Source organism: Sphingomonas canaveralia (genome assembly GCF_047238125.1).
Classification (GTDB): Bacteria; Pseudomonadota; Alphaproteobacteria; order Sphingomonadales; family Sphingomonadaceae; genus JBDFMH01.
Map to the genome: position 1 here is coordinate 2,661,757 of NZ_JBDFMH010000001.1, position 25,622 is coordinate 2,687,378.

Genomic DNA, 25,622 nt, shown 5'->3' on the forward strand with positions numbered 1-25,622 from the left:
TATAGGCGGCGGGATGCGCGCCCGCCAGCTTCCCGCCCGCTCGATTCCGACGCTGTGGCTGATGACCGACGAGCGGATGGGCGCTGCGCTATGGCCGGCATTGGCGCGACTGCCGCCCGGATCGGGAGTCGTCTTTCGCCACAAGCGGACGCCGGCGGCCGAACGGCGCGCGCTTTACGATCGCGTCCGCCGGATTGCGCGGGTACGCCGGCTGGTGCTGCTGCTGGCGGGATCGACGCGCCAGGCGATCGGCTGGCAGGCCGATGGCGTGCACGGCGCCGCGACCGGCCGGCTGCCGCGCGGCCGGTTGCGCACGCTGCCTGCGCATGACCGGATCGAGCTGATCGCCGCGCGGCGCGCGCGCGCCGACGCTGCCTTCCTGTCACCGGTGTTCGCCACGCGCAGCCATCCCGGTGCGCCCGCACTGGGCCCGCTGCGTTTCGGACTGCTGGCGCGCGGGGCCAGCATTCCTGTGATTGCGCTGGGCGGAATAACGTCTGCACGCGCGCGCCGGGTAGTGGGACTGGGTGCGGCGGGCTGGGCGGCCATCGACGGCCTTGCCCGGGATCAGAAGCGGAAGGCAGTTCCGATATAGACGGCCTGGCTGTCGCGCCGCTCGTCATCCGCGATCGGATCGAGCCGGTCGCTCTGCAGCTTGTAACGCACGCCACCCGTCACCGCGAGGTTGCTGGTGACCGAATAGGATCCGCCGACATCGACCGAATAGCTGTGCTCCGGCCCGATCGCGACCGGGCGGGTGCCGACCGAGCGATCTGCGCCGAGCTGCAGGCGGGTGCTCCACTTCGGCGCATTGTAGCTCAGCCCGACATCGACTGCTTCACGATCGACGGGCAGCAGGCCGCCTTCGATCTTGGCGATGTCACCTGAGAGCTGGAACCGCTTCCAGCCAACCGATACGCCGAGATTATAGGCGGAGGGCGTGATCGCGGAGGCGGTAAGTGCCGCCGTGCGCTGGGCTTCGGCCTTCGTGGTGGCGCGTGCGCGGACGGCGACAGTAACTGCGCGACGGCTGCTGGGCGAGGCCGATGGCGTGAAACGGAAGCCGCCGGCGGAAAGCGCCCCGCCCGCCAGACCGGCGGCGCGGCTGGAATCGCGGATCGCCGGGGTGAACGATCCGATCCCGCTGGGCATGGAAAAGGACAGCGCGGACGCTGCCTTGCGGGCCGGCTTCGACGGCGTCATCGTAGCGGCAAAGGCCGGGGCGAGGACGAGCAGGGAGAGCGCGACACCCGCACCCAACCATCCTGCACCGGATCGACTCGCGACCATGAACTTCATCCCCTCGCACAACGTGCCTAGCATGCGGCCGAGCCGTGCGACCACTGTCAGAAATGTGAATCCCGCCAGCCTGTTGCACGATCCACACATCAGCCGGGCGATGATGCCACCGCGCGCGCGGCTTGCGGGGCGGGCGGGCGCGTCTATAACGGCGGCGACATCGGCCAACGCCATTCTCCCGAGGACGACCATGACCCGCCTGATCCCCACCGCGATCCTGATCGGCGCGACTGCCGCGCTGGCGTCCTGCGCCAGCGACAAGCCCAAGGCCAACGCCGAGGTCGTGGCGGCATCGCGGGTCACCACGATCGGCGTGAATGCCTATCTGTGGCGCGCGGCGCTGGACGCGGTCTCGTTCATGCCGATCGCGCAGACCGATTCCAACGGCGGCGTGATCGTGACCGACTGGTACCAGAACCCCGCGCTGCCCAGCGAGCGGATGAAGGTGACGGTGACGATCCTCGACCAGGACCTGCGCGCGGATGCAGTGCAGGTGGCCGCCCAGCGCCAGACCTATGCCGGCGGGCAGTGGAGCGATGCGCCGGTGCAGGCAGCGACCGTGCAGAAGCTGGAGGAGATCATCCTGTCCAAGGCGCGTGACCTGCGCCGCGCCGCTGTCGCCGGCTGAGCCACACCCTGCCATGACCGACCGGTTCAATCCGCTCGCCGCCGATTCCCGCTGGCAGGCGGTATGGGACGAGCGCGCCACTTTCCGTGCGGACGATGCCAGCCCGAAGCCCAAAAGCTATGTGCTGGAGATGTTCCCCTATCCGTCGGGGCGCATCCACATGGGCCATGTCCGCAACTATACGATGGGCGACGTGCTGGCGCGCTTCCGGCGGATGACAGGCCATGAAGTGCTCCACCCGATGGGGTGGGACGCGTTCGGCATGCCCGCCGAGAATGCCGCGATGGAGCGGCAGGTACATCCGGGCGACTGGACCCGCGCCAATATCCAGTCGATGAAGGCGCAGCTGAAGCGGCTGGGCTTCGCGCTCGATTGGAGCCGCGAACTCGCCACCTGCGAACCCGACTATTACGGGCATGAACAGGCGCTGTTCCTGGATCTGTTCGCAGCCGGACTGGTCTATCGCAAGGAAAGCGCGGTCAACTGGGATCCGGTCGACATGACCGTGCTGGCCAACGAGCAGGTGATCGATGGCCGCGGCTGGCGATCGGGCGCGCTGGTGGAGCGGCGCAAGCTCAGCCAGTGGTTCCTGAAGATCACCGACTTCGCGGACGAGCTGCTCGACGGGCTGGGCGCGCTGGAGCATTGGCCCGACAAGGTGAAGCTGATGCAGGCCAACTGGATCGGCAAGAGCCGGGGCATGCGGTTCCGTTTTGCGATGAGCGAGCCGGTGGCCGGGCAGGATTCGTTCGAGGTATTCACCACCCGGCCCGACACGATCTTTGGTGCATCGTTCGCGGCGCTCTCCGTCGATCATCCGATCGCGCTGGCGCTTGCCGAGACGTATCCCGGGCTGGCCGCCTTTGCCGACGAATGTCGCCGCACCGGCACCGCCGCATCCGAGATCGAGACTGCCGAGAAGCGCGGCTTCGATACCGGGATCTCGGTCGTCCATCCGCTCGACCCGGATTGGTCGCTGCCCCTGTTCATCGCGAACTTCGTGCTGATGGATTATGGCACCGGCGCGGTGTTCGGCGTGCCGGCGCATGACCAGCGCGACTTCGAATTCGCGCGCAAATACCAACTGCCGATCACGCGGGTCGTGGCGCCGAGCCTGGCGGAAGCCGCGACCCCGATCGGTGACGAGGCGGATACCGCAGCCGGGATCGCAGTCAATTCGCGCTTCCTCGACGGAATGAGCACGGCTGACGCCAAGGCGGCAGTGGTCGCGCGGGCCGAGGCGGAAGGTTGGGGAACGGGCACCACCGTCTGGCGGCTGCGTGACTGGGGCGTCTCGCGCCAGCGCTACTGGGGCACGCCGATCCCGATCATCCATTGCGATGCCTGCGGCGCGGTGCCGGTGCCGAAGGACCAGCTGCCGGTGGTGCTTCCCGAGGACGTATCGTTCGACATTCCCGGCAACCCGCTCGATCGCCACCCGAGCTGGAAGCATGTCCCCTGCCCGGCCTGTGGCGCGCAAGCCCGGCGCGAGACCGATACGCTCGATACGTTCGTCGATTCCTCCTGGTATTTCATCCGCTTCGCCAGTCAGCCGCAGGATCGTCCGTTCGACCGTGCGGTGGCCGAGCAGTGGCTGCCGGTCGGCCAGTATATCGGCGGCGTGGAGCATGCGATCCTGCACCTGCTCTACGCCCGCTTCTGGACGCGGGCATTGCGCCATATCGGCCAGCTCGACGTGGCCGAACCCTTTGCCGGGCTGTTCACCCAGGGCATGGTGACGCACGAGACCTACAAGGATCCGGCCGGCAACTGGCTGGCACCCGACGAGGTATCGGGCGGCGTGATCATCGCGACGGGAGAGCCGGTGACGCCGGGCCGCGTCGAGAAGATGTCGAAATCGAAGAAGAACACCGTCGATCCCGGCCCGATCGTCGATCAATATGGCGCGGATGCGGTGCGCTGGTTCATGCTGTCCGACAGCCCGCCCGAACGTGACTTGCCGTGGAGCGAGGCCGGGATCGAGGGCGCCTGGAGATTCGTCAACCGGCTGTGGCGGCTGACCGCGGCCGAGGGCGGAGACGGCGAGGATCGCGAGGTCGATCGCAAGCTGGCGCGCACCGTCGCCGGCGTCGCCGAGGATATCGAAGCGCTGTCGTTCAACAAGGCGGTGGCCAAGATCTACGAACTGGTCGGCCTGCTCGAGAAGGCACCGCCTTCCGCCTCGCGTACTGCCGCCATCGCCACGCTGGTGCGGATCGTCGCGCCGATGGTGCCGCATCTGGCCGAGGAAGCGTGGGCGCGGCTCGGCCGGGATGGGCTCGTCGCCGATGCCGCCTGGCCCGAGATCGACCCTGCGCTGCTGGTCGACGACGAGGTTACGATCGCGATCCAGGTCAACGGCAAGCTGCGCGATACGCTGACCGCGCCGAAAGGCACCGACCGGCCGACGCTGGAAGCGCTGGCGCTGGGATCGGACAAGGTCGTCCGCCTGCTCGAAGGCCGTACACCCAAGAAGGTAATCGTCGTGCCGGATCGCCTGGTGAACCTGGTCGCATGACGCCGGGTCGTGCCCTCGCCGCGGCCCTCGTCGCGGTTTCGCTGCTGCCCGGCTGCGCGATGCGGCCGCTCTATGCCGGTGGCGGAGACAGTGCCGTCGTGGCGTCACTGGGCCGCGTCGACGTCGCGCCGATCGCGGGCAAGGCCGGCTGGCTGGTGCGCAATGCGGTGGCGGACCGGCTGGGCAATCCGGGGGCGAGCCCGCAATATCGGCTGGAAGTCGAGCTGGACGACCAGATCACCGGCTTCGGTATCCGCACCGACAATGCCGTGACGCGCGAGCGCCGGACGCTGCGCGCCAGGTACCGGCTGGTCGATGCTGCGCAAGGCACGGTGCTGCTCGACCAGACCGCAGGGTCGGACGCCGGCGTCGACGTCGTGAGCTCCGAATATGCGACGATCGCCGCCGAGGAGACCGCACTGGAGCGGCTGGCCGAGGATGTCGCCACCCAGATCGTGACGCGGCTTGCGCTCTACAGCCAGCGGACCGCCCGGCCGGCACGGTGAAGGCCAATCGCCAGCAGATCGAGCGCGCGGTTGCGCGGCCCGATCCGGCCCACCGGCTGATCCTCCTATATGGCCCCGACGAGTCCGCATCGCAGATGCTGGCGGGCGCAGTCGGCAAGGCACTCGGGGCCCAGGCGGAGCGAATCGACCTGACCGGCGCGATGTTGAAGGCCGACCCGGCCCGGCTGAGCGACGAGGCGGCCGCGATCTCCCTGTTCGGCGATCCCCGCTGGATCCGCGTGACCCCCGCGGGGGACGAGGCGATCGACGCGGTCGAGGCTTTGCTGGCGCTCGAAGTTCAGGCCTGCCCGGTCGTGATCGTCGCAGGCGCACTGCGCAAGGATGCGAAGCTGGTGAAGCTTGCGACCTCCCACGCGGCTGCGATGGCCTTCGCAAGCTATCTGCCCGAAGGGAGCGAAGCCGATCGGATCGCGATCCAGCTCGGCCGCGAACAAGGCATCACGCTTGGTCCCGATGTTGGCCGGCGGATCGCCGCCGCTGCAGGCGGCGACCGCGCGATCATCGCTCGCGAGATCGAGAAATATGCGCTCTATCTGGACGCGGATCCCGCGCACCCGGCCGAGCTAGATCATGATGCGCTCGATGCGATCGGCGCGGATGTCGACAGCGGTAGCCTCGATCGGCTCGTTGATGCGGTGCTGGGCGGGGATCCGGCGCAGGCGGACGCGGAATTTTCCCGGCTTGCGGAAAGCGGCACGGCGGCGGTGCCGATCGTGCGCGCTTTCCAGAGCCGGTTGCTGCTGCTGGCCCAGCTTCGCGCGCGGATCGAAGCCGGCAACAGCGCCGAAAGCGCTATCACGAGCGCTGGCCGCGGCATCCTGTGGAAATCCAAGGATGCGATCCTGCGGCAGCTTTCACGCTGGGACAGCGATGCCGTGGCGACTGCGCTCGGACGGATCGCGGAGGCTGGACGTGGCACGATGTCGGCTCGCGGCGCCGGGCTCGTGGCGGTGGACGCCGAGCTGCTGCTACTCGCCCGCCGCGCGGCACGACGACGCTGAACGTCAGATCGGCTCGCCGCTCAGCCGCTGGCAGATCATGTCGAGCTGATCGAGCGAGCTATAGTGCAGCGTTACGCTGCCGCCCCGGCTCGCATGAGCGATCGCCACCTTCAGTCCCAGCATATCGCCAAGCTGGCGCTCAAGTGCCTGGATGTCCGCGCTTGCCCCGCCAAGTTCGGTCACGCCCGAGCGCGATCGCGTTGGCTTGCCGCCACGGGCCAGCGTCTCGGCCTCACGCACCGACAGGCCCTTGGCAAGGATACGTTCGGCCAGCGCCTCGGGATCGGCCGCGGTGACGAGCGCCCGGGCATGGCCCATGGTCAACCGGCCTTCCGCCACCATCGCCCGCACCGGTGCCGGCAGATCCAGCAGCCGGACCAGATTGGCGACATGGCTGCGCGACTTATGGACGAGCTTCCCAAGCACCTCCTGGGTGTGGCCGAAGTCCCGCATCAGCCGGGCATAGGCCTCGGCTTCCTCGATGGCGTTGAGATCCTGCCGCTGGATATTTTCGATCAACGCGACTTCAAGCGTTTCGGATTCATCGAAATCCCGAATTATTACAGGGACTTCATGCAGCTGAGCACGCTGCGCCGCCCGCCAGCGGCGCTCGCCTGCGACGATCTGGTAACCGCCTTCATGCGGTCGCACGACGATCGGCTGGATCAGGCCGCGCGTGGCGATCGACGTCGCCAGTTCGTCCAGCCGATCTTCGTCGAAATGACGGCGCGGCTGATTGGGGTGGGGGCGGATCGAAGCGACCGCCACGGTTTGCACCCCGGCGGAGCGCGCTCCACCCTGCCCGGTCGGCTCCTCGCGATCGACGTCGCCGAGCAGGGCAGACAAGCCGCGGCCAAGCCCACGCTTCTGCGGCTCCTGGCTCATGCGGCCTTCGCAGGGCGCGGCAGTCGTCCGATCATCTCGCGGGCGAGCGCGATATAGGCTTCGGACCCCAAGCAGCGATGATCGTAGATCAACGCAGGAATGCCGTGGCTGGGTGCCTCCGACAACCGGACGTTGCGCGGTATGACGGTTTCGAACACCACTGCGCCGAGACAGGCGCGCACATCCTGCGCCACTTGCTCCGATAGGCGGTTGCGCCGATCATACATTGTCAGTGCGACGCCGAGAATGCCAAGCTCTGGATTGAAACGCGCTCGGATCCGCTCGAATGTTTGCAACAGCTGGCTCAGCCCCTCGAGCGCGAAAAACTCGCATTGCAGCGGGATCAGCAGCGAGCGGGCGGCGACGAGCGCGTTGATCGTCAGCAGACCGAGCGACGGTGGACAATCGATCAGGCAGATATCCCAGCGTCCGGGCGGTGCAGCCGTGATTGCCTGATCCAGGCGCCCCGTCCGATTATCGAATTCGATAAGCTCGATCTCGGCGCCCGATAGATCGACTGTCGCAGGCACCACGTCGAGCCGCGGTACCCGTGTGACGATCGCGGCGTCGGCCAGGCTGCAGTCACCCCGCAAGACTTCGTAACTGGATAGCGATCGGACGCTGTTGGAGATGCCGAGGCCGGTCGAGGCATTGCCCTGCGGATCGAAATCGATGAGCAGGACGCGCCATCCCGACGCGGCAAGAGCCGTTGCAAGGTTGATTGCGGATGTCGTCTTCCCGACGCCACCCTTCTGGTTCGCGATCGCCACCCGGATCATGTCACCCCCTTGCGACGGACATTGCGCGCGACGATGATCGCAGCATCGCGATCGGTAACGCTTGGCGCGACCTCGAAATCACCCTGCCATGTCTGCCGCACCGATTCTAGTTCACGCACGGCATTTCTTCCCTTCGGTAGCAACCAGCGTGTCTCAGGATGCGCGAAGCGAGCGCCGATCGGCAGCAGCCGTTCTAGCGGTGCGAAAGCCCGAGCGGAGATTATGTCATGCGTCGACGCCGATATCCGCGCCGCATCTCCCTGCACGACGTAAGCGTTCCGCAGTTCAAGGGTTTCGATCGTCTCGCGAAGGAATTTAACTCTTAACTGACGGGATTCTATCATTGTCACTACGCCGCGATCCAGCGCTGCAATCGCAAGGCCGGGAAACCCGGCACCAGTGCCAAGGTCGACCCAGTTGCTCCACTCCTCAGCATGATCAACGAGTTGGATCGAGTCCAGTAGATGACGCGACCAAATCTGACCGATTGTCGATGCAGATACGAGGTTTTGCCGCTTGCTTCCTTCAACCACAAGCGCCCCGAGCTTCCCGAGACGTTTTATTGTTTCATGTGGAACACCACGAGTTCGGATGCTGTCGATCGCTTCCTGCTCAGTCATGCGACCGCACGGTTTGCGATCAAGATAGCCGACAGCGCTGCGGGCGTTATTCCTCGGATTTGTGCGGCATCCCCTAGAGTAGCCGGCTTGGCTGCAGACAATTTCTCGACCATCTCATGTGATAGACCCGCGATCGACCCATATTGCAGAGCTGCGACCAGCTGAACGGACTGATCGGACAATAAGCGCTCGTTGTCGGCGGCCTGCCGCGCCACATACGGTGCGTAATGGGCGTCCGCCATCACCTCATCAGCAATTTCACGTGGAACATTCGTGAGGTTTGCTGCCGCTGCCGCCGCTTCCCACGTCATCGCCGGAAAGCGCATCCACTCCATAATCGTCCGCTTCACGCCGTCCTGCGGCAATCCCCCGATCGCGATCTCTGAAGAAGTTTTGAATTTGGAAAGTGCTTTGAGTGCACGCGATCGCTGGTCAGTATGCGCGTTAGCCCAAGACGCTCGTCGAGATGATAGCGCGTCGGCATGCTTTGCCGCTGCGGATAGCCGGCTTGCTGCGTTGTCGGCCCGGAGCACCAAGCGATGCTCCGCGCGGCTGGTCAGCATCCGATAAGGCTCGGTCACGCCTTGCAAGGTGAGATCATCGATCATCACGCCGATGTAGCTGTTCGATCGATCAAACCGGATTGCCCCTGAACCGCGCACATAGGCGGCCGCATTCGCGCCAGCGACCAGCCCCTGCGCCGCAGCTTCCTCATATCCGGTTGTGCCGTTAATCTGGCCCGCCAAAAACAGACCGGGGAAACGATCAACTTGCAGGTCGGTCCCAAGACACCGCGGATCGACGTGATCATATTCGACCGCATAGCCTAGTTGCACGATGCAAGCCGCCTCCAGACCGGGTATTGTCGCGATAATGGCCTGTTGCGCGTCGACCGGCAACGAGGTCGATATGCCGTTCGGATAAATCAGATGATCGTCAAGCGCCTCGGGCTCGAGAAAGATCTGATGTCCATCCCGGTCAGCGAAACGCCTCACCTTGTCCTCGATTGACGGGCAATAACGCGGGCCGCGTCCTTCGATCGCCCCGCTGTGAAGCGGGGACCGATCGAGATTATCCACGATCACACGATGTGTGTCGGGCGTGGTTCGAGTGATAGCGCAAAACAGTTGAGGCAGGCGTGGCGCGTCCGGCAGCGCACTCATCCGCCACGGATCGTCATCGGAAGGCTGAATTTCGAGCCGGCCCCAATCAATCGTCCGCCCATCCAATCGTGGCGGCGTCCCAGTCTTAAGACGGGCGATGGGCAAATCGCGCGCGCGCAATTGACTGGCCAACCGGCTGGCGCTGCCTTCTCCGCTCCGTCCTCCCGATATCCGGTCGAGCCCGCGAAAAAGGACGCCGCCCAGAAAGGTCCCGGTGGCCAGCACAACCGCAGCGCAAACGAGCTTGCCGCTGCCCAACTCGACGCCATCGATGCGACCGTCTTGGCTGAAGGAGAGTGCGACCACTTCGTCTTCAAGAATCTGAAGATCACCCTGCTCGGTCAGCATGGTCTGGATCGCGGCACGATATCGCACTCGATCTGCTTGGACGCGCGGTCCATGGACAGCCGCGCCTTTGCTGCGGTTGAGCATGCGATAATGGATCGCGGCAGCGTCCGCGGCGCGCGCGATCAAGCCGTCCCACGCATCGACTTCGCGGACCAGATGGCCCTTGCCCAGACCCCCGATCGCCGGATTGCAGGACATGGCCCCAACCTGGTCGCGCCGCATCGTGACCAATCGAACCTTCGCACCCATTCGCGCTGCAACGGCTGCTGCTTCGCACCCGGCATGGCCGCCGCCGACGACGATAATATCGCAACTGGGGATCATGACCGCGCCTTAATCTGACGGGGCCACGCGGTCAAAATGTTCCATGTGAAACATCATTTTCCAATACAGAAACGGCCGAAAAGAGCGTCGAGCATATCTTCCACACCTGCCCTGCCTTGAATCGCGTCTAGTGCATTGCGGGCAATTCGCAGTTCCTCCGCTGCCAGGACAAGGTCTGTCTCGGACTGCGCCGCGTGCAAAGCCGAACGAGCCTCGATAATCAGAGCTCGATGCCGGGCGTTAAGCGCCACTTCGCCATCACCAGGGATCAAGCTGCGCGCGCGTCGCCCGAGATCGCCCACCAACTCATCCAGTCCGGTCCCGGTAACAGCCGAGACAGCGATCCGGTCACTCGGCTCCTTACCGCGATCCGGCCTGTCGCATTGCGGATGAACCAGCAATGCGTCGTCCGAAGGCGAAGGACCATCGCCGAGCCATATGAGAATATCGGCAGCATCGATCCGCTGTCGCGCGCGCTCGACGCCGATCCCTTCGATCGCGTCGTCGGTTTCGCGAAGGCCGGCAGTATCGCTGAACAGGTAAGCGATCCCACCGAGTGCGAGCGGAACGTCGATCACATCGCGGGTCGTGCCCGCGACGGGTGATACGATCGCGGCTTCGCGGCCTGCGAGTGCGTTGATCAGCATCGATTTGCCGGCATTGGGAGGGCCCGCCACGACAACCCTGATGCCGTCGCGCAGCCGCTCGGCCGGCGGGCGATCGAGCAGCAAGCCAATTTCCGCAACGAGGCGACGGGCATTGTCGTGCCAGGCGACCGACTGAGACCTGACATCATCTTCATCGTCGAAATCAAGCTCGGCTTCGATCGCTGCCGCGATCCCCAATACGGTCTCACGCCAATCTGCGATCCGCCGGCCGAGCGCGCCTTCGCTCATCAAGAGCGCGGTCCGGCGCTGCGTTTCGGTTTCGGCGGCGAGCAGATCGGCCAAGCCTTCCGCTTCGGCCAAGTCGATCCGACCATTTTCGAATGCCCGGCGTGTGAACTCGCCGGGCTGCGCGGGGCGCAAGCCGTCGATCCGTCCCAGTGCGGCCAGGACCGCTGCGACGGTGGCCCGGCCGCCATGAAGGTGAAGTTCGACAAGATCTTCGCCGGTGGCAGTTGCAGGCGCCGGAAAGCGCAGCACGAGCGCGCGATCGAGCTCCAACCCGTCACCATCACGCAATGTGAGCAGCGTCGCCCGTCGCGGTGGTGGAAGCTTCGCGCTTAACGCGGCAAGCGCTGCGTCAGCTTGTGGACCGCTGATCCGAACGATCGCGATCGCGGCCGGTGGCGACCCGCTCGAAAGCGCGAAGATCGTCGCGCCATAAGATGTGCTCATGTTTTGCCGAGGTTGCCCATCTGCTCGAACATCTGGCGCCACATCGACATGCCGGCCTCGCCCATCGGGCCCCAGCTCTTCATCATCGTCTCGACCATGTCGGGCGTGACGCCCTCATCGACCAGGCGTCGCATCTTTTCCACATAGACCGCGTGGACCGGTGAAAGATCCGGCAGTCCGAGGAAGCGGCGCGCCTCTTCCGGGGTGCAATCCACATCGACCGTTACCTTCATGCCCGCACTCCCCGCGCTTGGACCCGACCTTGCCGATTGGTAGGATGGCATGATGCATACGTCCATGCCCAGCCTCGTCTTCGCGAGTCCGATCGGCCCGATCACGATCTTGCGCTCCGGCGCGGTGCTCGCGCGCATCATTGTTGGTGGTCGCCATACCGGAGATCGGCCGTCCGATGATCCGCTGCTGGCAGAAGCCCGCAGTCAGTTGACGCGCTATTTCGATGATCCAGCCGTGCCGTTCCAACTACCGCTTGCGCAGGCTGCCACGCCCCGCGGCCAGCAGTTGCGCGAGGCGATGGCAGCGATCGGCCCTGGCCACACCATCGCCTATGGCGCACTCGCCCGACAGACCGGATCGTCGGCGCGAGCGATTGGCCAGGTCTGCGCGCGCAATCCGTTCCCGATCGTGATCCCCTGCCACAGGGTGCTGGCGGCGGGTGGCGCGTTGGGTCATTATTCGGCGGGAGACGGCATCGCGACCAAGCGTTGGCTGCTCGCACATGAGGGAGCGGAGCGATGGGACGGTTGATGCGGATCGAGGCGCTGGACGGCAGCGCGCAGTTCGATGCCTACTGTGCCACGCCGGACGGCACGCCACGCGGAGCGATCGTCGTCATCCAGGAAATCTTCGGGATCAACGCTGGCGTCCGCGCACGCTGCGATCGCTGGGCGGCTAATGGCTATCTGGCGGTGGCACCCGATCTGTTCTGGCGGTTTGCACCGGGCGTCGACCTGGATCCGGATCGTCCGGAGGATTTCAAGCAGGCGCTGCAGTTGCTGCAGCAGTTCGAGACCGATCCTGCAGTCGCCGATATCGAGGCGGTGATCCGTGTCGCCCGCAAGGACAGCGGCGGCCGGGTCGGCGTCGTCGGCTACTGTCTCGGCGGCAAGCTCGCTTATCTGGCGGCCACCCGAACCGACACCGATGCCAGCGTCGGCTATTATGGCGGCGGTATCCACGAGATGCTTTCGGAAAGCCATGCGATCGCGCGCCCGCTGATGCTGCACTTTGCCGAGGCTGACCATTTCATCGATGCGGAGGCTCGGGCTGCGGTCCATGCCGCGCTCGATGGCAATGGCCATGTCGTGATCCACGAATATCCCGGCGTCGATCATGGCTTCGCTACAGAGACCGGCAAACGTCGCGATGAAGCGGCGGCCAACCTTGCGGACGAGCGCGCGGCTGCCTTCTTCGCGGAGCATGTGGGATGATCGACTGGCGACTGCTGATCCGGACCACGGGCGGGTCGGAGGTGATCGAGCGGGAGACGATCGAGACACCTGTGCCCGGTCCCGGCGAGCTGCGCGTGCGGCACTATGCGGTCGGTGTGAACTATATCGATGTCTACCACCGCTCGGGTCTCTACCCGTTGCCGCTGCCGACCGGGCTCGGCAGCGAAGCCGCTGGCGTTGTCGAAGCGGTCGGTGATGGCGTGACCGACCTGCAGCCTGGCGATCGCGTCGCTTATATGGCACATGTGCCGGGCACCTATGCCAATGTCGGCATTGCCCGCGCGGATCGCACGACGAAGCTGCCGGAGGCGATCGGATTCGATGTAGCAGCAGCCGCGCTGCTGAAGGGCTGCACGGTCGAAGCGCTGCTCGAGCGCTGCGCGCGGGTCGGGCCTGGCATGGCGATCCTCGTCCATGCCGCGGCCGGCGGGGTCGGATCGATGATGGTGCCTTGGGCGAAATCGCTGGGCGCGTTCGTGATCGCGCACGCAGGATCGTCCGAGAAGGCAGCGCGGGCCAAGGCGGCCGGTGCCGATGTCGCGCTCTCCGATCCGTTCGATGTGCTGGCCGATGCGGTGCGAAATCTGACCGGTGGGCGTGGTGTGGATGCAGCGTTCGATGGCGTCGGTGCCGCCAGTTGGGGCGCATCGCTGGCGTCGCTGGCGGTGCGCGGCCTGCTGGTCAGCTATGGCAACGCATCGGGCCCGGTTCCGCCCTTCACCACACTCGATCTCACGCGCGCGGGATCGGTGTTCGTCACCCGCCCGACCGTGTTCGATTACCTGCGCGACCCCGGCAGCTTCGGGCTGTCGGCGAAGCGGGTCTGGGACATGATCGCGGACGGCCATGTCCCGATCGAGATCGGACAACGCTTTCCACTCGACGCCGCGGCGGAAGCCCACCGCGCGCTGGAAGCGCGGAAGACGACAGGAGCGACTATCCTGGAAGTCTGAAGACTAAACTGCGAGATAAGGCTTGAACTCGAATATTCTCAGGAATTCATCGAGTCGAAAAAGTCTTCGTTGGTCTTCGAATCCTTCATCTTGTCGAGCAGGAACTCCATCGCGTCGATCGTGCCCATCTGCATCAGGATGCGACGCAGCACCCACATCTTGCTGAGCTTGCCCTTGTCGACCAGCAGCTCTTCCTTGCGGGTGCCGGACTTGCCAACATCCATCGCCGGGAAGATGCGCTTGTCGGCCACCTTGCGGTCGAGCACGATTTCCGAGTTACCGGTGCCCTTGAATTCCTCGAAGATCACCTCGTCCATGCGGCTGCCGGTATCGATCAGCGCGGTGGCGATGATCGAGAGCGAGCCGCCTTCCTCGATGTTGCGCGCCGCACCGAAGAAGCGCTTCGGCCGCTGCAACGCATTGGCGTCAACACCGCCGGTCAACACCTTGCCCGAAGACGGCACGACGGTGTTGTAGGCGCGACCGAGGCGGGTGATGCTGTCGAGCAGGATCACGACATCCTTCTTGTGCTCGACAAGCCGCTTGGCCTTTTCGATCACCATCTCGGCGACCTGCACGTGGCGCTGCGCGGGCTCGTCGAAGGTGGAGGAGATCACCTCGCCCTTCACGCTGCGCTGCATATCGGTCACTTCCTCGGGCCGCTCGTCGATCAGGAGCACGATGAGGAATACTTCGGGATGATTGTCGGTGATCGCGCGCGCCATGTTCTGCAGCAGCACGGTCTTGCCGACGCGCGGCGGCGCCACGATCAACGCACGCTGGCCCTTGCCCTGCGGCGCAACGATATCGATCACCCGCGCGGACTTGTCCTTGATGGTCGGATCCTGGGGATCCAGCGTCAGCTTCGATTCCGGGTAGAGCGGCGTCAGATTGTCGAAGTTGACACGGTGGCGCACGACATCGGGATCGTCGAAATTGATCGAGACGAGCTTGGTCAGCGCGAAATAGCGTTCGCCATCCTTTGGCGCGCGGATCTCGCCTTCGACCGTGTCGCCGGTACGGATGCCATATTTACGAACCTGGTTGGGCGAGATGTAGATATCGTCGGGCCCGGCCAGATAATTGGCCTGCGGGCTGCGCAGGAAGCCGAAGCCGTCGGGCAGCACTTCGATCGTGCCTTCGCCCATGATCTGCTCGCCGCGCTCGGCCTGTTCCTTCAGGATTGCGAACAGCAGGTCCTGCTTGCGCAGCGTCGACGCGCCTTCGACGCCGAGCTCTTCTGCCATCGCGACCAGGTCGGCCGGGGTCTTCTTCTTCAATTCCTTGAGATGCATGGGAATTTCCTGGGATTCTGGAGCAGGCGGGCAAGCGCTGGCGACGATCGGACGATGTCAGGCGGATGATGTCTGGCTGCGGGATAGCGCCCGCTCGAGCGGCAGGCATCCTCTTGAGCCCCGCGCCTATGCCGCGAGGCAGGGCAAGTCAATTGCGAATTCCTCAGCCCTATGGCGAAGCGCAAGTCAGAACGGGCGCACGATCACCAGGATCACGATCAGCGCGGTCGCGATGCCGGGCACCTCGTTCATCAGCCGCAGCGCCTTGCCGCTCACCGGCCGCTGGCCACGCGCCAGCTTCTTGCCATAGCCGACCATATAGCCGTGATAGGCGCTCAGGCCGATCACCAGCAGCAGCTTGGCGTGGAACCAGCCTTCGGCCCACGCGCCGGTGATCCATGCCAGGGTGAGGCCCAGGATCCAGACCAGGGCCATCGCCGGGGTCAGGATGATCGTTCGCAGCTTGCGCTCGCGGTCGATCCAGCGCCGCTCCTCGTCTGACCCGGGCGCGCTTTCCTGATGATAGACATAATAGCGCGGCAGCATGAACAGCCCGGCGATCCAGAAGATCACGAAGATCAGATGCGCAGCCTTGATCCAGGCATAGGTCATGGTCAGGGCAGCTCCGATCGTTCCGGAAGTCACGGGCGCACCGGATCGCGCAGCATCGCGCGCAGCCGTTCGACATGCGCGATCGGCGTATCAGGCAGGATGCCATGACCGAGGTTGAAGACATGCGGCCTGCCGTCGAACGCGCGCCGGATCCGCGCCACCGCATCGTCGAGCGCCGCGCCGCCCGCGATCAGCGCAAGCGGGTCGAGATTGCCCTGCACAGGCAGCGTCGCCGGCAGGTTGGCGTTCGCCCACACCGGATCGACCGTCTCGTCGATGCCGATCGCATCCACGCCGGTCTCGCGCGCATAGGCAGCCAGCTTGGCGCCCGATCCCTTGGGAAAACCGATTACCGGCGTATCAGGTCGCGCCGCATGCAGCCGCGCCACCAGCCGTGCGGTCGGCGCGATCACCCAAGCCTCATATTGCGCCGGGGAAAGGCTGCCGGCCCAGCTGTCGAACAACTGTACCGCATCCACACCCGCATCGATCTGGCCCAACAGATAATCGAACGTGGCATCCTCGATCAGCCCGATCAGTGACTGGAACGCCACGGGATCGCCATAAGCCAGCCGCCGCGCCTCGGCCTGCTCCTTGGAACCGGCGCCTGCCACCATGTAGGTCGCCACCGTCCAGGGTGAGCCCGCAAAGCCCAGGAAGGTCGTCTCGGGCGGCAACTGGGCCGCCACTTTGCGCACCGTCTGGTAGACCGGCTCCAGCCGCTCGGGCACCTTTTGCAAGCCAGCCCAGACGCCATCGACCAGCGGAGGCGAGAGCCGCGGCCCCTCGCCCGGCCCAAACGTCAGATCTTGGCCCAGTGCGTGAGGGATCACGAGGATGTCGGAAAACAGGATCGCGCCATCGAAGCCGAACCGGCGGATCGGCTGGATCGTCACTTCGGCCGCGGCGTCGCTGTCGTGCACCAGCGCCAGGAAGCCGCCCTTGTCGGCCCGCAGCGCGCGATACTCGGGCAGGTAGCGCCCTGCCTGCCGCATCAGCCAGACCGGCGGGGGATCGCGCCGATCGCCGCGCAGCACTGCGAGCAGGGGGCGATCGACGGTGCTCGTCGGGACCGGCGCGGGCTCCATATCTATCCTTAAGAGAGAATCTAAGAGAATCTGTAGAGGCTAGTAGGCGGCGTGATGCCGGGGTTTATTCCGCCCGCCCCGACTTGCCAACAGCTTGACCGGGCGGACCACGCGGAATTGCGCGATTCGCCAGCGCTGTCCCCATTGTCCACAGGCTGTGGATCGCCGTTGTCCCCTGTGGATCGATCCGCGAACGGCCGGCTGTCAGCGGGGATCGATCGGGCGCTTGTCCCAGGCGGGCGGTATCCGCTAGCGCGGTCCCCATGCTTGTCCACAGGCTTCTACGCTGATGCGCATTCACCTCCATCTGCTCTCCGATTCCACTGGCGAGACGCTCGAGGCGATCGCCAAGGCTGGCCTTGCCCAATATGACGGGGTGGAGACGATCAAGCATTTCTGGCCGATGGTGCGATCGGAAGGGCATCTCGATCGGGTGCTGATCGAGATCGCGCAGAAGCCCGGGCTCGTCATCTACACGCTGGTCAATCCCGATGTGCGCCGGAAGCTCGAGACGCGGTGCAACGCGCTCGGCCTGCCGACGGTCGCCGCGCTCGATCCGGTATTCGATGCGCTGTCGCATCTGCTGGGCCAGGAAAAGAGCGTGCGACCCGGCCGCCAGCACACCATGGACGCCGCCTATTTCGATCGGGTCGAGGCGATCCAGTTCACGATCGCGCATGACGACGGCATCGGAGCGGAGGATTGGGAGGAAGCCGACATCCTGCTCGCCGGCGTCTCGCGCTCGTCCAAGACGCCGACCTCCATCTATCTCGCGAACCGCGGCTACAAGACCGCGAATATCCCGCTAGTGATCGAATCGCCGCCGCCGACGTCACTCTATGATCTCCAGCATCCGCTGGTGGTCGGTTTGACGACCAGTGCCGATCGCCTGGTGCAGGTCCGCCGTAACCGCCTGCTTTCGCTGAACCAGGCGCCTGAAACCGCTTATGTCGATCAGGAGAAGGTCGCTGCCGAGCTGGCGTTCGCGCGACGGATCTTCTCCGATCGCGGCTGGCCGGTGATCGACGTCAGCCGGCGATCGATCGAGGAAACGGCGGCGGCGATCATCAACCTGCTCGGTGAACGGCGGGCGACATCATGAGGCTGATCCTGGCGTCGCAATCGCCGGCGCGCCGCGCGATGCTGGCGGCGGCGGACGTGCCGCACGAGGCGATGGCGGCCGGCGTGGACGAGGAACCGTTCAAGCAGGCGCTGCGTGCCGAAGGGCGCGATGCCCGTGCGCTTGCCGACGCATTGGCAGAACTCAAGGCAATGCGGCTGTCGGTGCGCTTTCCGGATGCGCTGGTGCTGGGCTGCGATACCACCGTTGCGCTCGATGATGGCACGATGCTCGACAAGCCGGAGGATCGCGATGATGCAGCCGCGCAGTTGCGCCTCCTTTCCGGGCGGCGCCACCGGCTGTGGAGCGCGGCGGTGATCTGCCGGGCCGGGGTTGCAGAGTGGCGTCACGTCGCGGTCGCTGCGCTGCATGTCCGTCCGCTCTCGGATGCCTTCATCGACGCCTATCTCGACCGCGAATGGCCGGCGATCGCAGGGTGCGTGGGCGGATACCGGCTGGAAGGCCCCGGCGTGCAACTGTTCGCGCGGATCGAAGGCGATCATTTCACCATCCTCGGCCTGCCGCTGCTGGCGTTGCTCGATCATCTCCGCCAGCGTGGGACCTTGGCGTCATGACCGTCTATGCCGAAGTGATCGGTGATCCGATCGCACAATCCAAGTCGCCCGCGATCCATGGTTTCTGGATCGATCGGCTCGGCATCGACGCGGCCTATCGTTGCTGCCATGTCACCGCCGATGACCTGACGGACTATCTCACCGAACGGCGCGCCGATCCTGAATGGCGGGGCTGCAACGTCACCATGCCGCACAAGCAGGCGATCATGCCGTTGCTTGACAGGATCGATACGGCTGCGGCGCGGATCGGCGCGGTCAATACGGTCGTCCGTGCGGAGGATGGGGGGCTGATCGGCCACAATAGCGATGCGCGCGGTTTTCTGGAACCACTGCAATCGCTGCTTTCGCAGCGGCATCTGTTCCGCATGGCGCGTATCCTGGGTGCCGGCGGCGCTGCCCGCGCGATCGTCTGCGCGCTTGCCGATCGGGGCTTCACGCTGGTGCTGGCCGCCCGCGATCCCGCCAAGGCACAGGCGCTGCTCGATGAACTCGCACCGGGCGATCATCATGTGACGACGCTCGACCATTTCGCGTCGCCGACCGATTTCGCCTTCGATGATCGCGAAGCGTGCCTCGACCTTATCGTCAATACCAGTCCGCTCGGCATGGCCGGCCAACCGCCGCTGGCGTTCGACATGACCCACGCCCCGCCCGGCAGCATCGTCTATGATATCGTGACGTCACCCGTGCGCACGCCGTTGCTGGATGATGCCGAAGCTGCCGGTTTTCGTACGATCGACGGGATCGCGATGCTGATCGGGCAGGCTGCGATCGCCTTCGCGCTGTTCTTCGGCACCGCGCCGCCGCGCACGGACGACGCCGAATTGCGCGCGCTGCTCGGCGCATGACGATCCTGCTCGGGCTGACCGGATCGATCGGCATGGGCAAGTCGACCGTGGCGGGCATGTTCCGCAAACTGGGCGTGCCGGTGTTCGATGCGGATGCGGAAGTCCATCGGCTGCAAGGGCCGGGCGGCCGCCTGATCGCGGCAATCGAAGCGCAATTTCCTGGCACGACGAGTATCGCCGGTGTCGATCGACGGGCGTTGGGGCGGGCGGTGCTTGGCGATACGGTCGCGCTCGGCCGGCTCGAACGGTTGATTCATCCGCAGGTCGAGCAGGCACGCCGCCGCTTCCTCGCCCGCCATCGCGCCGATCGAGTCGTCGTGGTCGATGTCCCGCTGCTGTTCGAAAAGGGGGGGTGGCGGCGCGTCGATGCCGTCGCCGTGGTGTCCGCGCCGGCCTGGGTGCAGCGCCGCCGCGTCCTGGCCAGACCAGGCATGACGCCGGCCAAACTCAAGCAAATCCGGGGCTTACAGATTCCCGACGCGGAAAAGCGGCGGCGTGCCGATTTCGTGATCGAGACTGCGCGGTCGCCGGCTGTGACACGGGGCCAGGTGAAGGCGCTGCTCGCTTGCCTATCCGCGCGCGGAGTCCGATATTGTCGTTATGCGCGAAATCGTCTTTGACACCGAGACCACCGGCCTCAGCCCCGATCGTGGCGACCGGATGGTCGAGATCGGCTGTGTCGAACTGATCAATCGCTGCGAGACGGGCCGCGAGTTCCACGCTTATTTCAACCCCGGCCGGCCGATGCCCAGCGAGGCCGAAGCGATCCACGGCCTGTCCACGACCTTTCTGTCGGACAAGCCCGGCTTTCATGAACGGGCCGCTGACCTGATCGAATTCATCGGCGATGCGCCGCTGATCGCACATAATGCCACGTTTGATTTCGGCTTTCTGAATGCCGAGCTGGCGGCGTGCGGCCGCGATCCCGTCTGTCTCAGCCGGATGATCGATACGGTGGCGATGGCGCGCGCGCGTCATCCGGGCGCCAAGCACAGCCTGGATGCACTGTGCACCCGCTACGGCATCGATCGCAGCCACCGGATCAAGCATGGCGCATTGCTCGATGCGCAGCTGCTGGCCCAGCTTTATGTGGAGCTGACCGGCGGGCGCCAGATCGGCTTCGAGATGGCCGTTACCATGATCCCGACCGGTGCCGGCGATGTCGACCACGCACCCGTCGTGGCCCAGCTGCGGGTGCGGCCGCCGCGCCCGCACGCTGCATCGCCTGCGGAACTGGAGCGCCACGCGACCTTTGTAGGTAGATTGAGCGACCCGCTCTGGGCGCGTTACGGCACGGTGGTTGACCCGACTGCCGCGGCGGCCTAGCCCGCCGAGCTTCGTCGAGACGCGGGGGCGGGGGCGAACAATATTGGAGGTGAACTTATGGAAATCCGCGTATCCGGCCATCAGGTGGACACGGGCGATGCTCTGCGCGAGCATGTGAATCAGCGGCTCCAGGGCATTGCCGACAAATATTTCTCCCGCTCCATTTCCGCCCATGTCACGTTTGGCACCGGCCCGCATTCCAGCTTCGTGTGCGATATCGTCGCGCATGTGATGCAGGGCGTGATCCTGAAGGGGCATGGTCAGGCGAACGAGGCGCATCCCGCGTTCGATCAGGCTGCCGACCGGATCGAGACCCAGCTGCGCCGCTATATGCGACGGTTGAAGGATCGCCATCATGCCAACGGCGCGGCCGCCGAGGCCAACGGTTATGACGCGAATGCCGGCTATACCGTGTTCGAAAGCGCGCAGGACGAGGAGCCGAGCGATAATCCGGTGATCATCGCCGAGACCCGCGTCGATGTGCCGGATGCCAGCGTGTCGGATGCGGTGATGATGCTCGATTTGCGCAACACCACGGCGCTGCTCTTCAAGAACAGCGGCACGGGCGCGTTCAACATGGTCTATCGTCGCACCGATGGCACGATCGGCTGGGTGGAGCCGCAGCGCGCCGCCTGATTTCCCTCCTCGTTTCGGCAGGCACCTGCCGGGCTGGATCAGCATGGACGATTTCAGCGATATCCTGGCACCGTCGGCGGTCTCCGCCGCATTGGCGGTGCCGAACAAGAAGGCCCTGTTCCAGCAGATGGCCGCGATCGCGGCCAAGCAGGTCGGGGTGGATGCGCGCATCGTGGTCGACCGGCTGGTCGATCGCGAGCGGCTCGGCTCGACCGGCTTCGGCGGCGGGGTTGCGATCCCGCACGCCAAGCTGGAAGGGCTGGATCGTGTCGTCGGCCTGTTCGCCCGGCTGGCATCTCCGATCGACTTCAACGCGGTCGACGACATGCCGGTGGATCTGGTGTTCCTGCTGCTGTCGCCACCCGATTCCGGGGTCGAGCATCTGAAGGCGCTGGCGCGGGTCAGCCGCCGCCTGCGCGATCGCGGGTTCGTCGCCAAGCTGCATGGAGCGGGCTCGCGGGATGCGCTTTACGCGCTGTTCGCCGCTTCAGAGAGCCGTGACGCCGCCTGATGCGGCGCCGGCCGGGGCGGAGGCGCATTATCGTGCGCTGGAATCGCTTTACGCCGCCGCGCCGATCAACCGTTTCTTTCCGTCCCGGCTCGAGATCGTCGGCGCGGGCCACGCCCGGATCCGTTTCCGCGTCGACCCGGAAATGCATCATGCTGCAGGCGCGGCCCATGGCACACTCTATTTCAAGATGCTCGACGACGCGGCCTTCTATGCCGCCAACAGCCTCGTCAATGACCGCTTTCTGCTGACGACCCAGTTCAACCTGCTGTTTACGCGCCCGATCCTGGCCGGCGACGTGATCGCGGAAGGGCGATGGATCAGCGGCCGTCGGCGGGTCTATGTCGCCGATGCGCGGCTGATCGATGCCGATGGCGAGGAAGCGGCGCGCGGCACCGGCACCTTCATGCGATCGCGGATCGCGCTGTCGACGCTGCCTGGCTACGCCCAGCCATGACTGCGCGAATCGCTGCGGGGGTGCTGGTGTCCGCGTTGATCCGACAGGTCGAGGCGGCGGGCGGATCAGGCATGGTGCTGGCGCGCGGGGATCGCGAATCGGGTGCGGTCCTGCTGGCACTTGCCGATCGCGGCGTGGCCGGCCAATTGCTTGAACGCACGCTCGGGTTCGATGGTCGCTATACTTGGACGGAAACCGGCCCTGACGATCCGGCTGCGCTGTCCGATTATCTGGCGCGTCGTCGTCAGCGTGATCCAGATCTTTGGGTGGTGGAGCTGGACGGCGCCCAGTCGCGCGCGATCGCGGATGCGATGATCGGCTGAGGCTTTTCTCCGTTCCCGACCTGTTCTAAAGAAGGGCATGGCCACCGCCCCCGCCTGCTTCGATGATCAACCGCTGATCGCCGCCGATGTCGCGCGCGGCGTCGCCCGGCTGTTCTGGCGGCATGACCTGGTATCGCTGTGCGAAGTGCCGCTGGGCAATGGCCGCCGGGCCGACATCATGGCGCTCGATGCCAAGGGCCGCGTCACCATCGTCGAGATCAAGGTGTCCCGCGCCGATCTGCGCGGCGATCAGAAATGGCCCGACTATCTGGAATATTGCGACCGCTTCTTCTGGGCGGTTCCGGCCGGCTTCGATCTCGCGCCGTTTGCGGAGAACTGGTTCCGGCCGGGTTGCTGCGGGCTGATCGTCGCCGACCGCTACGATGCAGATATCGTGAACGCCGCGGCGGACCGGCCGATGCCGGCGGCACGCCGCAAGGTGGAGACGCTGCGCTTTGCACGCCGCGCCGCGATGCGCCTGCTGGGCGGCCTCGATCCCGGGCTGGCCGGGATCGATTGACCGTCCGCACGACGTATCAGAACTTTACGCCAACCGTGGCGAACACCTGCCGCGGATTACCGTAATAGGCAGTCAGCACGCCTTCCTGGCCCAGCGTCGGACGCAGCGCGCCGGCGGCAGTGCGCAGGAATTCTCCCGTATCGGGGTTTTGGGCAAGGAAGTTGTAGCCGGACACGATATATTGCTTGTCCGTGAGGTTGCGGCCGTGGACGCCGAACGTCCAGCGGTCGCCTGGCGCGGTATAGACGATGCTGGCGTCGAGCAGCGCATATTTACCCTGGTCCAGCCCCGGGGTGCGCAGCTCGAACTGCTGGCTGGCGCTGCGATAGCTGAGCGTGCTCGAAGCGCGCAGCGATCCTTCGCCGATCGGCATGGTGTATGCCAGCGTGCCGCTCGCGGTCCATTTCGGGGTATTCTGGAAGGCGCGGCGATCCGCGACGTCGATGCCGCGGCTGTCGATGAAGCGCTTATAGTCCGCATTGATGTAGCCCAGCGACCAGGCCAGGCTCAGTGCATCGCCATCGGTGCCGAAATCGCGCGCGGCGATGGCGTTGCCCTCAAACTCGATGCCCTGGATTCGCGCCTTGCCGGCATTGGTGGTGACGCCGATGAAGGTCTGCTGTCCGTTGATCGTGGTGCCGACCGATCCCGGCACCTGCACATCGGTGTAGTTGGCATGGAAGCCCGACAGCGCGATCGTCACGCGGCGATCGAACAGCGACGCCTTGTAGCCGACCTCGTAGCTCTCGACCGTCTCGGGATCGAACGACAGGAAGTCGAAGATCTCCTGATAGCTGCGGGTGCCGTCGCCATTGGTGTCCGGCGCCGCAGTGGAGACGCCGCGCGGATCGAAGCCGCCGCCCTTGAAGCCTTTGGAATAGGACGCATAGAGCGTGTGATCCGGCGTGGGCTTGAAGCTGACCGAAGCGCGCGGCGTGAACTTCTTGAAGTTCCTGGCACCGCGGAAGTCCGATGTCGTGGCGAACAGCGTGCCGGTGCCGCCGAAAAAGGGCGAACCGCCGCCGAGGAAGGTCTGGCGCAGGATCCGCGACTTGCGCTCGTCCCAGGTGTAGCGGCCGCCGACCGATGCCGAGAACATCTCGTTGAAGTCGTAGGTCAGGTCCCCGAAGATCGCATAGGTCTCGGTATCGACATCGCCGAAGGTGAGTGCGGTGACTCCGCCCGGCAGGCGGACATCGAAGGCAGTGCGGGCATTGGCATCCAGGAAATAGGCGCCGACGAGCCCGTTCAGCCCGCCGACCTCGAACAGCAGCTGCACTTCCTGGCTGATCTGCTTGTTGTTGTAGAATGCGGGCACGTCGACATCGACCGCGGCCAGTGAATCGAAGTCGATCGGCGAAGCGCTGTCATCCTTGCGATAGGCGCTGATCGAGCGGATGGTGATGCCGTCGGTCGGCTCGACCTCCGCGAACAGCGAGACGCCCCAGGCCTCTACATCCTGCCGCGGCGAGGTGATGCCGGCGCGGGTATCATAGACATCGTCGAGCACCGGCGCGCCGCTCAGCAGGCCCGGGATCAGGCGGTGGCCCCCGCGCGGCTGGCTCTTGTCCTTGGTATAGTCGCCGGTCAGCCGGAAGAATGCGCCATCGGCATTGACCTGCGCAGTCAGCCGGCCGGCCCAGATGTCCTTGTCATAATTGTCCTTGCCGGTGGTGATGTTGTCGCCGAAGCCATCGCGGGTCAGCCGCGCCAGCGCGCCGCCCAGCCGCAGCGTACCGTTGCCCACCGGCACGCTGCCGCTGATCACGCCATCGGCCTGATTATAGGTGCCGTAGGTCGCACGAGCCGTCAGGGTCGGATCCGCAGCCAGCCGCTTGGTGACATATTTCACCGCGCCACCGATCGTGTTGCGGCCGTAAAGCGTGCCCTGCGGACCGCGCAGCACTTCGATCCGCTCGATATCGTAGATGTCGAGTACCGCGGCCTGCGGACGATTGAGATAGACGTCATCAAGGTAGAGACCGACGCCCGCCTCGAACCCGGCGACCGGGTCCTGCTGGCCGACACCGCGGATGAAGGCGGTCAGCGTCGAATTGGTGCCGCGCGATGTCTCCAGCGTCACGTTGGGGGTGGTGTTGGAAAGATCGGTGATGTCGATCGCGCCGGATGCCTCGAGCTGGGCCCCGCTGTACGCGGTCACCGCGATCGGCACGTTCAGCAGGCTTTCCTCACGGCGGCGCGCAGTGACGATGATTTCGCCGTCCAGGCTGGATGCGCCCTGCTCGGCCGCCGAAGTGTCGGCCGGCTCGGTCTGCGCGGCGGCTGGCATGCTCGTCAGCGCCGATGCGGCGACGCCAAGCGCCAGGAATGTGCGATATGAGAAAATGGCGCGAGCCATGCTGGTCCCCTCCTGTTGCGTCGCAGACCTGCCACTGGCCTTGCGCTCGTTGACCGAAGCCAATACTGAAACCTGAACCGGGTTTCAACTACCGGATCGAG

Annotated in this window: 29 protein-coding genes; 18 read left to right on the plus strand and 11 right to left on the minus strand. The window is 65.5% G+C overall.

Translation table 11 applies throughout. The annotated features are described in order from the left end of the window. Nucleotides 1-13 precede the first annotated feature (13 nt). Nucleotides 14-595 (plus strand): thiamine phosphate synthase, encoded by a 582-nt coding sequence (locus tag ABC347_RS13300; RefSeq protein WP_413246201.1) that lies wholly within the window; start codon nucleotides 14-16, stop codon nucleotides 593-595. Here the strand turns inward: ABC347_RS13300 and ABC347_RS13305 are convergent. Next, entirely contained in the window at nucleotides 568-1,467 is a 900-nt protein-coding gene (locus tag ABC347_RS13305; protein WP_413246202.1) for a porin, read from the minus strand. The two genes, ABC347_RS13300 and ABC347_RS13305, sit on opposite strands and share 28 nt — an antisense overlap. A 22-nt stretch (nucleotides 1,468-1,489) precedes the next feature. On the opposite strand from ABC347_RS13305, the gene ABC347_RS13310 reads away from it, so the two are divergent. From ABC347_RS13310 to holA, 4 genes are read left to right on the plus strand one after another with little or no spacing between them, the layout of a single operon-like run. Next, nucleotides 1,490-1,927 (plus strand): DUF3576 domain-containing protein, encoded by a 438-nt coding sequence (locus ABC347_RS13310; RefSeq protein WP_413246203.1) that lies wholly within the window; start codon nucleotides 1,490-1,492, stop codon nucleotides 1,925-1,927. 13 nt (nucleotides 1,928-1,940) lie between these two features. Next, a complete protein-coding gene (leuS, locus tag ABC347_RS13315) occupies nucleotides 1,941-4,445 on the plus strand; it encodes a leucine--tRNA ligase (protein ID WP_413246204.1) in 2,505 nt (834 codons plus the stop codon). Next, nucleotides 4,442-4,951, plus strand: a complete 510-nt coding sequence (lptE, locus tag ABC347_RS13320; protein WP_413246205.1) for an LPS assembly lipoprotein LptE — start codon at nucleotides 4,442-4,444, stop codon at nucleotides 4,949-4,951. The genes leuS and lptE overlap by 4 nt, the downstream gene beginning before the upstream one ends. Then, nucleotides 4,948-5,973 (plus strand): DNA polymerase III subunit delta, encoded by a 1,026-nt coding sequence (gene holA, locus ABC347_RS13325; protein ID WP_413246206.1) that lies wholly within the window; start codon nucleotides 4,948-4,950, stop codon nucleotides 5,971-5,973. Before lptE ends, holA begins: the two co-directional genes overlap by 4 nt. Before the next feature lie 3 nt (nucleotides 5,974-5,976). Here the strand turns inward: holA and ABC347_RS13330 are convergent, their stop codons facing one another. The 6 genes from ABC347_RS13330 to ABC347_RS13355 are packed head-to-tail and all read right to left on the minus strand — an operon-like array spanning nucleotide 5,977 to nucleotide 11,665. Next, nucleotides 5,977-6,858 (minus strand): ParB/RepB/Spo0J family partition protein, encoded by an 882-nt coding sequence (locus ABC347_RS13330; RefSeq protein ID WP_413246207.1) that lies wholly within the window; start codon nucleotides 6,856-6,858, stop codon nucleotides 5,977-5,979. Continuing rightward, nucleotides 6,855-7,637 carry a ParA family protein gene (locus tag ABC347_RS13335; protein ID WP_413246208.1) on the minus strand — a complete coding sequence of 261 codons (783 nt, stop codon included), beginning with the start codon at nucleotides 7,635-7,637 and terminating at the stop codon, nucleotides 6,855-6,857. The genes ABC347_RS13330 and ABC347_RS13335 overlap by 4 nt, the downstream gene beginning before the upstream one ends. Beyond that, entirely contained in the window at nucleotides 7,634-8,257 is a 624-nt protein-coding gene (gene rsmG / locus ABC347_RS13340) for a 16S rRNA (guanine(527)-N(7))-methyltransferase RsmG (protein ID WP_413246209.1), read from the minus strand. The genes ABC347_RS13335 and rsmG overlap by 4 nt, the downstream gene beginning before the upstream one ends. After that, entirely contained in the window at nucleotides 8,254-10,092 is a 1,839-nt protein-coding gene (mnmG, locus tag ABC347_RS13345; RefSeq protein WP_413246210.1) for a tRNA uridine-5-carboxymethylaminomethyl(34) synthesis enzyme MnmG, read from the minus strand. Before mnmG ends, rsmG begins: the two co-directional genes overlap by 4 nt. 53 nt (nucleotides 10,093-10,145) lie before the next feature. Then, nucleotides 10,146-11,432 (minus strand): tRNA uridine-5-carboxymethylaminomethyl(34) synthesis GTPase MnmE, encoded by a 1,287-nt coding sequence (gene mnmE / locus ABC347_RS13350; RefSeq protein ID WP_413246211.1) that lies wholly within the window; start codon nucleotides 11,430-11,432, stop codon nucleotides 10,146-10,148. Next, nucleotides 11,429-11,665, minus strand: coding sequence for a DUF6489 family protein (locus tag ABC347_RS13355; RefSeq protein ID WP_413246212.1), 237 nt, complete (start codon nucleotides 11,663-11,665; stop codon nucleotides 11,429-11,431). The genes mnmE and ABC347_RS13355 overlap by 4 nt, the downstream gene beginning before the upstream one ends. A 52-nt stretch (nucleotides 11,666-11,717) precedes the next feature. On the opposite strand from ABC347_RS13355, the gene ABC347_RS13360 reads away from it, so the two are divergent. The 3 genes from ABC347_RS13360 to ABC347_RS13370 are packed head-to-tail and all read left to right on the plus strand — an operon-like array spanning nucleotide 11,718 to nucleotide 13,854. After that, nucleotides 11,718-12,197 carry a methylated-DNA--[protein]-cysteine S-methyltransferase gene (locus ABC347_RS13360; protein WP_413246213.1) on the plus strand — a complete coding sequence of 160 codons (480 nt, stop codon included), beginning with the start codon at nucleotides 11,718-11,720 and terminating at the stop codon, nucleotides 12,195-12,197. Continuing rightward, nucleotides 12,185-12,880: a dienelactone hydrolase family protein gene (locus tag ABC347_RS13365; RefSeq protein ID WP_413246214.1), complete on the plus strand. Its 696-nt coding sequence runs from the start codon at nucleotides 12,185-12,187 to the stop codon at nucleotides 12,878-12,880. Before ABC347_RS13360 ends, ABC347_RS13365 begins: the two co-directional genes overlap by 13 nt. Then, on the plus strand, nucleotides 12,877-13,854 hold the full coding sequence (locus ABC347_RS13370) for a quinone oxidoreductase family protein (protein ID WP_413246215.1): 978 nt from the start codon (nucleotides 12,877-12,879) through the stop codon (nucleotides 13,852-13,854). The genes ABC347_RS13365 and ABC347_RS13370 overlap by 4 nt, the downstream gene beginning before the upstream one ends. Nucleotides 13,855-13,892: 38 nt before the next feature. On the opposite strand, the gene rho is transcribed toward ABC347_RS13370, so the two are convergent. From rho to hemE, 3 genes are all read right to left on the minus strand, one after another. Then, a complete protein-coding gene (gene rho / locus ABC347_RS13375; protein ID WP_413246216.1) occupies nucleotides 13,893-15,149 on the minus strand; it encodes a transcription termination factor Rho in 1,257 nt (418 codons plus the stop codon). A gap of 186 nt (nucleotides 15,150-15,335) precedes the next feature. Continuing rightward, on the minus strand, nucleotides 15,336-15,761 hold the full coding sequence (locus ABC347_RS13380; RefSeq protein ID WP_413246217.1) for a CopD family protein: 426 nt from the start codon (nucleotides 15,759-15,761) through the stop codon (nucleotides 15,336-15,338). Between the two features lie 29 nt (nucleotides 15,762-15,790). Beyond that, complete coding sequence (hemE, locus tag ABC347_RS13385) at nucleotides 15,791-16,849, minus strand: uroporphyrinogen decarboxylase (RefSeq protein WP_413246218.1); 1,059 nt, start codon at nucleotides 16,847-16,849, stop codon at nucleotides 15,791-15,793. Nucleotides 16,850-17,135: 286 nt separating this feature from the next. Between hemE and ABC347_RS13390 the strand changes: the two genes are divergently transcribed. The 10 genes from ABC347_RS13390 to ABC347_RS13435 are packed head-to-tail and all read left to right on the plus strand — an operon-like array spanning nucleotide 17,136 to nucleotide 23,162. Continuing rightward, the gene (locus tag ABC347_RS13390; RefSeq protein ID WP_413247065.1) at nucleotides 17,136-17,951 is read left to right on the plus strand and encodes a pyruvate, water dikinase regulatory protein; all 816 of its coding nucleotides are present in this window, start codon (nucleotides 17,136-17,138) and stop codon (nucleotides 17,949-17,951) included. Further along, nucleotides 17,948-18,544: a Maf family protein gene (locus ABC347_RS13395; RefSeq protein WP_413246219.1), complete on the plus strand. Its 597-nt coding sequence runs from the start codon at nucleotides 17,948-17,950 to the stop codon at nucleotides 18,542-18,544. Before ABC347_RS13390 ends, ABC347_RS13395 begins: the two co-directional genes overlap by 4 nt. Continuing rightward, on the plus strand, nucleotides 18,541-19,392 hold the full coding sequence (gene aroE, locus ABC347_RS13400) for a shikimate dehydrogenase (protein WP_413246220.1): 852 nt from the start codon (nucleotides 18,541-18,543) through the stop codon (nucleotides 19,390-19,392). The genes ABC347_RS13395 and aroE overlap by 4 nt, the downstream gene beginning before the upstream one ends. Beyond that, the gene (gene coaE, locus ABC347_RS13405; protein ID WP_413246221.1) at nucleotides 19,389-20,012 is read left to right on the plus strand and encodes a dephospho-CoA kinase; all 624 of its coding nucleotides are present in this window, start codon (nucleotides 19,389-19,391) and stop codon (nucleotides 20,010-20,012) included. Before aroE ends, coaE begins: the two co-directional genes overlap by 4 nt. Beyond that, nucleotides 19,993-20,718 carry a DNA polymerase III subunit epsilon gene (gene dnaQ / locus ABC347_RS13410; RefSeq protein ID WP_413246222.1) on the plus strand — a complete coding sequence of 242 codons (726 nt, stop codon included), beginning with the start codon at nucleotides 19,993-19,995 and terminating at the stop codon, nucleotides 20,716-20,718. Before coaE ends, dnaQ begins: the two co-directional genes overlap by 20 nt. A gap of 57 nt (nucleotides 20,719-20,775) precedes the next feature. Beyond that, nucleotides 20,776-21,354, plus strand: a complete 579-nt coding sequence (hpf, locus tag ABC347_RS13415; RefSeq protein ID WP_413246223.1) for a ribosome hibernation-promoting factor, HPF/YfiA family — start codon at nucleotides 20,776-20,778, stop codon at nucleotides 21,352-21,354. Between the two features lie 43 nt (nucleotides 21,355-21,397). Beyond that, nucleotides 21,398-21,865, plus strand: a complete 468-nt coding sequence (locus ABC347_RS13420) for a PTS sugar transporter subunit IIA (RefSeq protein ID WP_413246224.1) — start codon at nucleotides 21,398-21,400, stop codon at nucleotides 21,863-21,865. After that, nucleotides 21,816-22,319 (plus strand): PaaI family thioesterase, encoded by a 504-nt coding sequence (locus ABC347_RS13425; RefSeq protein ID WP_413246225.1) that lies wholly within the window; start codon nucleotides 21,816-21,818, stop codon nucleotides 22,317-22,319. The genes ABC347_RS13420 and ABC347_RS13425 overlap by 50 nt, the downstream gene beginning before the upstream one ends. After that, nucleotides 22,316-22,642: a DUF1491 family protein gene (locus tag ABC347_RS13430; RefSeq protein WP_413246226.1), complete on the plus strand. Its 327-nt coding sequence runs from the start codon at nucleotides 22,316-22,318 to the stop codon at nucleotides 22,640-22,642. The genes ABC347_RS13425 and ABC347_RS13430 overlap by 4 nt, the downstream gene beginning before the upstream one ends. A gap of 37 nt (nucleotides 22,643-22,679) precedes the next feature. Beyond that, on the plus strand, nucleotides 22,680-23,162 hold the full coding sequence (locus tag ABC347_RS13435; RefSeq protein WP_413246227.1) for an MmcB family DNA repair protein: 483 nt from the start codon (nucleotides 22,680-22,682) through the stop codon (nucleotides 23,160-23,162). A 16-nt stretch (nucleotides 23,163-23,178) separates the two neighbouring features. On the opposite strand, the gene ABC347_RS13440 is transcribed toward ABC347_RS13435, so the two are convergent. Further along, a complete protein-coding gene (locus ABC347_RS13440) occupies nucleotides 23,179-25,521 on the minus strand; it encodes a TonB-dependent receptor (protein ID WP_413246228.1) in 2,343 nt (780 codons plus the stop codon). Nucleotides 25,522-25,622: the final 101 nt, after the last annotated feature.